We start from the raw sequence: 7,947 nt of genomic DNA on the forward strand, positions 1-7,947 counted from the left end.
AGCGCCGATGGTAGTCGGACTTACGTTCCGCTAGAGTAGGACGTTGCCAGGCAAGTTATATTAATCCACAGTAGCTCAGTGGTAGAGCTATCGGCTGTTAACCGATCGGTCGTAGGTTCGAGTCCTACCTGTGGAGCCATGGCTCCTTGGTCAAGCGGTTAAGACACCGCCCTTTCACGGCGGTAACACGGGTTCGAGTCCCGTAGGAGTCATTATTTTATGGAGAATTAGCTCAGCTGGGAGAGCATCTGCCTTACAAGCAGAGGGTCGGCGGTTCGAACCCGTCATTCTCCACCATTTTAAATATAAGTCGGAGGGGTAGCGAAGTGGCTAAACGCGGCGGACTGTAAATCCGCTCCTTCGGGTTCGGCAGTTCGAATCTGCCCCCCTCCACCATTTTATGGGCTATAGCCAAGCGGTAAGGCAACGGACTTTGACTCCGTCACGCGCTGGTTCGAATCCAGCTAGCCCAGCCATTAGAGCCATTAGCTCAGTTGGTAGAGCATCTGACTTTTAATCAGAGGGTCAGAGGTTCGAATCCTCTATGGCTCATTGTTTGCACTTTCTCTCAGGAAAGTGCTTTTTTTATTTTTATCAAAAATTTTGACATAAATTATAGTGTTCATATGACAGTTATTATAATGATTGGTATAATTAATATCATGAAATTGAAACCGGAGGAGATGTCATGGATTTTTCTAATTTTTTTAGTAATCTAAGTACTTTAAAAATTATAACAAGCGTACTTGACTTGATTATTGTTTGGTACGTTCTCTATCTTCTCATTACTGTCTTTAAAGGAACTAAAGCGATTCAACTGCTCAAAGGTATAGTTGTTATTGTCATCTTTCAACAAATTAGTAAAGTGCTTAATTTGACAGCAACTTCTAAGTTGTTTGACATTGTCATTCAATGGGGAGTACTTGCCCTTATTGTTATCTTCCAGCCTGAAATAAGACGTGCACTTGAACAATTAGGTAGAGGAAGTTTGTTTAAACGCTATACTAATACTTACAGTCGTGATGAAGAGAAATTAATAGAAGCTGTTTCGAAAGCTGTGCAATATATGGCTAAAAGACGTATAGGCGCTTTGATTGTTTTTGAAAAAGAAACAGGCTTACAGGATTATATTGAAACGGGAATTCCTTTAGATTCAGATATTTCACAAGAGCTATTAACGAATGTGTTTATTCCTAATACTCCGTTGCATGATGGTGCAATGATTATTCAGGGAACTAAAATTGCCAGTGCTGCAAGTTATTTACCATTATCTGATAGCGCAAAAATATCTAAAAGTTTAGGTACAAGACATCGTGCTGCAGTCGGAATTTCTGAAGTTTCTGATGCTTTCACCGTGATTGTATCTGAAGAGACGGGGTCTATTTCAGTTACTTTTGATGGAAAGTTGAGACGAGATATTTCAAATGAAGTATTTGAAGAACTACTAGCTGAACATTGGTTTGGCTCACACTTTCAAAAGAAGGGTGTGAAATGACATGTTAGAAAATAAATGGGGCTTACGTTTTGTAGCATTTATATTGGCACTATTTTTCTATTTATCTGTGAATAATGTATTTGGAAATATTTTTAGTAACAATGACTTATCTCAAAATTCATCCAAGACGATTGAAGATGTACCTGTTCAAGTAATTTATAATACAAAAAATTTGCATGTAACTAAAGCACCAGACACAGTTGATGTAACGATTTCAGGACCTCAATCTAAATTGCTTAAAATTGAGAACGCAGATGATATTAAAGTTGCAGTAGATTTGTCTAAAGCAAGAGCAGGTAATTATAAAGAAGATTATGTGGTAAAGGGATTAAGCAATGATATTAATTATAATGTGAAGCCTAAGCAAGCACATGTAACTTTAGAAGACAAAGTGACGCGTACAATGCATGTCACGCCTGATATTAGTAATAACGATATTGCTGGTAACTATAAAGTAAGCGAAGAAAAGGTATCTCCTGAAACTGTGAAGGTTACAGGTGGTAAAGAACAGTTAAATCAAATTGCTTATTTAAAGGCAACATTTAGAAATACCAATAAAATTGATAAAGATACAACAGATATTGCTGACATTGCGGCTTTTGATAAACAATTAAATAAGTTAAATGTTACAATTCAACCAGACAGCGCTAAATTAAGTGTAAAGGTTAAGCCGTATTCTAAAAAAGTTAAAGTAAATGTTAAAACGGTTGGATCTTTACCAAATAATGCAAAAGTACAGAACATCAAACTTGATGATGATGAAGTCGAACTATTTGGCAACCGAGACGATTTAGCAAATATCAAAGAAGTTACAGCTGAAATAGATTTAGATGATGTTAAAGAAAATACGAGTCAGACCGTGAAATTTAAATTGCCTGATCATGTGTCGAAACTTGACCCGAGTGAAACAAACGCAGAAATTACAATAAATTAATAAAAAGTAGAGGAGTATTTTTGATGGGGAAATATTTTGGTACAGATGGAGTAAGAGGTATTGCAAATAAAGAATTAACACCAGAACTCGCCTTTAAATTAGGGCGTTATGGTGGCTATGTATTAGCGCATAATGAGAATGAAGCGCATCCTAAAGTTCTAGTAGGTAGAGATACGCGTGTATCTGGAGAAATGTTAGAAGCTGCTTTAATTGCAGGATTAGTCTCAATCGGAGCAGAAGTTATGAGATTAGGTGTGATATCAACGCCTGGTGTTGCATACTTAACAAAAGAAATGGGTGCTGAATTAGGTGTCATGATTTCAGCATCACATAATCCTGTTGCAGATAATGGTATTAAGTTTTTTGGTTCAGATGGTTTTAAATTGTCAGATGATCAAGAAAACGAAATTGAAGCCCTATTAGAACAACAAAATCCTGAATTACCTAGACCAGTGGGACAAGATATTGTACATTATTCTGATTATTTTGAAGGAGCACAAAAATATTTAAGTTTCTTAAAATCAACAGTAGATGTTAATTTAGAAGGTATGAAAATTGCGTTAGACGGCGCTAACGGATCTACGTCTTCATTAGCACCGTTCCTTTTTGGTGATTTAGAAGCAGATACAGAAACAATTGGATGCAGTCCAGATGGGTATAATATCAATGAAAATTGTGGTTCAACTCATCCAGAAAATCTTGCTAAAACTGTATTAGAAACAAACAGTGATTTCGGTTTAGCCTTTGATGGTGATGGTGATCGTATCATTGCGGTTGATGAAAATGGTCAAATCGTGGATGGTGATCAAATCATGTTTATCATTGGCCAAGCGATGCATAAGAATCAAGAATTAAAAAAAGATATGATTGTTTCAACTGTCATGAGTAATTTAGGTTTTTATAAAGCTTTAGAAAATGAAGGTATTGCTTCAAATAAAACTAAAGTAGGCGACAGATATGTTGTTGAAGAAATGAGAAAAGGTGACTACAACCTAGGTGGTGAACAATCTGGACATATTGTAATGATGGATTACAATACAACAGGTGATGGTTTATTAACAGGTATTCAATTAGCTTCAATCATTAAAATGAGTGGTAAACCTCTAAGTGAATTAGCGGCACAAATGAAAAAATATCCACAATCACTTATAAATGTAAGAGTAACAGATAAATATAATGTGGAAAAAAATGAAGATGTGAAAGCTGAAATAGCAAAAGTTGAAGCTGAAATGAATGGAGAAGGTCGAATTCTAGTAAGACCTTCAGGAACTGAACCACTAGTTCGTGTAATGGTGGAGGCTTCTACAGATGATAATGCAAACCGCTACGCCGAACAAATTGCTCAAGTTGTAGAAGCGAAAATGGGCTTAGAAAAATAAAATAAGTTAAACATTGTAATGTAAAGCTAATGAAGCATATTTAAATTGTTTCATTAGCTTTTTTTCTTATAAAATGTTTTTTTAAAACTTCACATTAGTTTTCCAGAGGTTAAATTTGCTCAAGGAACTACAACACTTAAAAAATAAATATGACACATTTATTTTTTTATAGCGCAAAGTTATATTTAGTAGTGTAAAATTATTTTAACATCTCGGTTATTCTAAGAATTTTAAATAAAATTCCGTATAATGTTGTGAAAATATTTGCAATATAACTTTCAAACATTGTAAAATAAACATTAATGGAAAGGAGGAAAGTGAATAAAAAACAATTATAGCGCCTGTGCAATTGTTTAAATACATGTTGACGACCAACAACTAATACAAGAGAGTTGTTAGAGACATTTATTTAACTTTTGTAGACGAGGAGGATAGTGATCGAAGTGATCGGCGGATGCTATCCCGGATGTGGCTCATTCGACAGCTTATTAAATAAAACATTGAGGTAACTTAATGGACAAAATTAATAAGATCGCCAAACTAATATCATGAAAAATAAAGTATAAGGGCTTGTTTTTATGTTTCTACAAATAGAGCTGTAATTTGCTTTTGAAACGATAGAACGACAGGCTTGTTTAACTTTGCTTAAATGAAGGTATGACAGATGATTGCTAATCTAAATTACAGCAATACGTCATATAATGTACTTTATTATTTCTAATGGAGGAAATTAAATATATGTGCGGAATTGTAGGTTATATAGGTTATGATAAGGCCAAAGAATTATTATTATCAGGGTTAGAAAAATTAGAATATAGAGGTTATGATTCAGCAGGTATTGCTGTTGCTAATGAAGAGGGAACAAAGGTTTTTAAGGAAAAAGGTAGAATCGCTGAATTACGCAAAGTGGCTGACAATAATGATATTGATGGATCTATTGGAATCGGTCACACGCGTTGGGCTACACACGGCGTCCCTAATTACCAAAACTCACATCCACATCAATCAACAAGTGGACGCTTTACATTAGTTCATAACGGTGTAATTGAAAATTATGAAGAACTAAGAGATAGCTATTTAACAGATGTAACATTGGTATCTGATACAGACACTGAAGTTATCGTTCAATTAGTAGAATATTTTTCAAATAAAGGGTTATCTACTGAGGAAGCTTTTACTAAAGTTGTATCTCTCTTACATGGCTCTTATGCTTTAGGTTTAATAGATGAACAAGACAAAGATACAATCTTCGTTGCTAAGAATAAATCACCTTTATTAGTTGGTCTTGGAGATCATTTTAATGTTATTGCTTCGGATGCTTTAGCAATGATTAAAGTTACGAATCAATATAAAGAAATTAAAGATCATGAAATTGTTATCGTTAAAAGAGAAAGTGTAACAATTAAAGATTTAGATGGCAATATTCAAGAACGTGATGCATATACAGCTGAAATTGATGCTTCAGATGCTGAAAAAGGTGTTTATGCGCACTATATGCTAAAAGAAATTAATGATCAACCAGCTGTCATGAGACGTATTATCCAGGAATATCAAGATGGACAAGGTAATTTAAAAATAGATGCTGATATTGTTAAAGATGTTGCTGAAGCAGACCGTATCTATATTATTGCAGCAGGTACAAGTTATCACGCCGGTTTGGTAGGTAAAGAATATCTTGAAAAATGGGCAGGTACGCCTACAGAAGTGCATGTAGCATCAGAATTTGTCTATAATACACCTCTACTATCTAAAAAACCATTATTTATCTATATTTCACAATCTGGTGAAACGGCTGATAGTCGTGCAGTGTTAGTTGAATCTAATCGACTAGGACATAAGGCATTGACCATTACGAATGTTGCTGGTTCTACGCTATCACGTGAAGCAGATCATACACTGTTGTTACATGCTGGTCCAGAGATTGCGGTTGCTTCAACAAAAGCATATACGGCACAAATTGCTGTATTGGCAATATTATCTCAAGTAATTGCCAAACATCATGGTCATGAAGCAGATATAGATTTATTAAGAGAGTTAGCTAAAGTAACGACAGCAATTGAAACAATTGTAGATGATACACCAAAAATGGAGCAAATTGCGACAGACTTTTTAGCAACTACACGTAATGCCTTCTTTATTGGTCGAACAATGGACTATAATGTCAGTCTTGAAGGAGCACTGAAATTAAAAGAAATTTCATATATTCAGGCTGAAGGTTTTGCGGGTGGAGAATTAAAACACGGTACGATTGCACTTATTGAAGAAGGAACACCAGTAATAGGGCTGGCCACTCAAGAAAAGGTGAACTTATCTATTCGTGGTAATGTCAAAGAAGTTGTTGCACGCGGTGCACATCCATGTATTATTTCAATGGAAGGCTTGGAAAAAGAAGGAGACACATATGTAATTCCTCGTGTTCATGAGTTGTTAACACCTTTAGTATCAGTAGTTACATTGCAACTTATTTCATATTATGCAGCGTTGCATAGAGGATTAGATGTTGATAAACCACGTAATTTAGCAAAATCAGTGACGGTTGAATAAATTAGTTAACATATATAGGGAGTAGGACAATAATAGGTATTTAGAAATACCCAAGCTGGTTTTTCGAAATTTAAACTAATATTGTCTTACTCCTTGTTTTTTATAGGAAGACGTTATTAAACTTTTCAGTAAGTTTATTTGCTATAATTATTCTCATTTCAAAGACTATTTGTAGCGCTATAAGTAAATTTCAACATTGGCCAATAATTGTCTATAATGAAGATAATTACATCAGAAGATGATTACCTTAGGAGGTTACAAAGAAAGATGGATATAATTAAAGCAATATTTTTAGATATGGATGGTACGATCCTACACGAAGATAATACAGCTAGTGGTTATACTAAAGAAGTAATAGACCAATTGCGAGCTAAGGGGTATAAGGTCTTTCTTGCTACAGGGCGTTCTTATGCTGAAATTAATCAGCTTGTTCCTAAAGGATTTACAGTTGATGGTATCATAAGTTCCAATGGTACCAGTGGTGAGGTCAAAGCGCATAATATATTTCGACATAGTTTAACACAAGAAGCGGTAAATAAAATTGTTCAATTAGCACAACAACAACATATATATTATGAGGTCTTTCCATTTGAAGGCCAACGCCTTGCACTGCAACAAGATGAATCTTGGATGCGTGGCATGGTGAGGGAAGAAGAACCACAAAACAATGTAGGGATTAGCGAATGGCGTTCTCGTAAAGACGCGCTCAAAGGTAAGATTAACTGGGTTAAAACATTGCCTGAAACATCATATTCTAAAATATATTTATTCACTACAGATTTAGCACAAATTACTCAGTTTAGGCAGTCACTTATTGACCAACAATTAAGTTTGAACATTAGCGTATCTAATTCATCTCGCTTTAATGCTGAGACGATGGCATATGGTGTTGATAAAGGCAGTGGCATTGCTGAAATGATTGCGCATTTTGGTATTCAACAGCAAGAGACGCTTGTCATTGGAGATAGTGATAATGATCGCGCGATGTTTAAATATGGTCATGTTACGGTAGCCATGAAGAATGCACGTCCAGAAATAAAGGATTTGACTGACGATATTACGGTTTATGATAATGAAGAAGATGGTGCAGCACGTTATTTAGCAGATAGATTTTTATAACCAAGTTGGGACATAAATACAAAGTATTAAGATTGTAATGTTAAAATCTTTTCTTCGCTATGATTTTTACAATATAATTTGAAGTGATTAAAACTGATGCTTCTATAAATAACGTATATTGCGTCATGTTATCATTATTATACATAAGGCACCTCGTTCATTTAGTTTAGTAGTATTTATTAAATGATACGAAACTGCCTTATTTTTTAAGCATTTAAAGGTGAAATTACATGTTAATACGAAGTATTTATGGCGAGACTCCTGAGGGAACAGTGCCAGTCGAAGACAGGGGCCCCAACAAAGAGAAATGTGAAAAGCATTTCGTCGATCAAAGCAAGTTGGGGTGGGGGCCCAACAAAGAGAAATGTGAAAAGCATTTCGCCAAGCAAAGCAAGTTGGGGTGGCTGAGACGGCACCCTAGCAAAGCGAAGCCATTCAATACGAAGTATTGTGAAAATAGAGAACAGCAGCAAGAT

Annotated in this window: 6 protein-coding genes and 6 tRNA genes; all 12 read left to right on the forward strand. The window is 35.2% G+C overall.

Annotated elements, in window-relative coordinates; translation table 11 throughout:
• Positions 1-64 precede the first annotated feature (64 nt).
• A tRNA-Asn gene (locus CD041_RS11555) sits at positions 65-139 on the forward strand.
• 1 nt (position 140) lies between these two features.
• Positions 141-212, forward strand: a tRNA-Glu gene (locus CD041_RS11560).
• A 9-nt stretch (positions 213-221) separates the two neighbouring features.
• A tRNA-Val gene (locus tag CD041_RS11565) sits at positions 222-297 on the forward strand.
• A 15-nt stretch (positions 298-312) separates the two neighbouring features.
• Positions 313-396: transfer RNA gene (locus tag CD041_RS11570), tRNA-Tyr, on the forward strand.
• Between the two features lie 5 nt (positions 397-401).
• A tRNA-Gln gene (locus tag CD041_RS11575) sits at positions 402-476 on the forward strand.
• A 3-nt stretch (positions 477-479) separates the two neighbouring features.
• A tRNA-Lys gene (locus CD041_RS11580) sits at positions 480-552 on the forward strand.
• A 136-nt stretch (positions 553-688) separates the two neighbouring features.
• Complete coding sequence (gene cdaA / locus CD041_RS11585) at positions 689-1,495, forward strand: diadenylate cyclase CdaA (protein WP_002461294.1); 807 nt, start codon at positions 689-691, stop codon at positions 1,493-1,495.
• A 1-nt stretch (position 1,496) separates the two neighbouring features.
• Entirely contained in the window at positions 1,497-2,429 is a 933-nt protein-coding gene (locus CD041_RS11590) for a CdaR family protein (RefSeq protein ID WP_080606534.1), read from the forward strand.
• Positions 2,430-2,452: 23 nt separating this feature from the next.
• Complete coding sequence (gene glmM / locus CD041_RS11595) at positions 2,453-3,808, forward strand: phosphoglucosamine mutase (RefSeq protein ID WP_002461291.1); 1,356 nt, start codon at positions 2,453-2,455, stop codon at positions 3,806-3,808.
• 738 nt (positions 3,809-4,546) lie between these two features.
• Positions 4,547-6,352: a glutamine--fructose-6-phosphate transaminase (isomerizing) gene (gene glmS, locus CD041_RS11600; RefSeq protein ID WP_002478930.1), complete on the forward strand. Its 1,806-nt coding sequence runs from the start codon at positions 4,547-4,549 to the stop codon at positions 6,350-6,352.
• 267 nt (positions 6,353-6,619) lie between these two features.
• Positions 6,620-7,471 (forward strand): Cof-type HAD-IIB family hydrolase, encoded by an 852-nt coding sequence (locus tag CD041_RS11605; RefSeq protein ID WP_070647996.1) that lies wholly within the window; start codon positions 6,620-6,622, stop codon positions 7,469-7,471.
• Between the two features lie 230 nt (positions 7,472-7,701).
• Positions 7,702-7,947 (forward strand): hypothetical protein (locus CD041_RS12220; RefSeq protein ID WP_219727431.1); only part of this gene is annotated, 246 nt, incomplete at its 3' end.

Origin of the sequence: Staphylococcus lugdunensis (genome assembly GCF_002901705.1) — a bacterium.
Classification (GTDB): domain Bacteria; phylum Bacillota; class Bacilli; order Staphylococcales; family Staphylococcaceae; genus Staphylococcus; species Staphylococcus lugdunensis.

Bases quoted from the DNA above. Each gene is read 5' to 3' on its own strand.
- cdaA (WP_002461294.1), top strand. From the start codon at position 689: ATGGATTTTTCTAATTTTTTTAGTAATCTAAGTACTTTAAAAATTATA.
- CD041_RS11590 (WP_080606534.1), top strand. From the start codon at position 1,497: ATGTTAGAAAATAAATGGGGCTTACGTTTTGTAGCATTTATATTGGCA.
- glmM (WP_002461291.1), top strand. From the start codon at position 2,453: ATGGGGAAATATTTTGGTACAGATGGAGTAAGAGGTATTGCAAATAAA.
- glmS (WP_002478930.1), top strand. From the start codon at position 4,547: ATGTGCGGAATTGTAGGTTATATAGGTTATGATAAGGCCAAAGAATTA.
- CD041_RS11605 (WP_070647996.1), top strand. From the start codon at position 6,620: ATGGATATAATTAAAGCAATATTTTTAGATATGGATGGTACGATCCTA.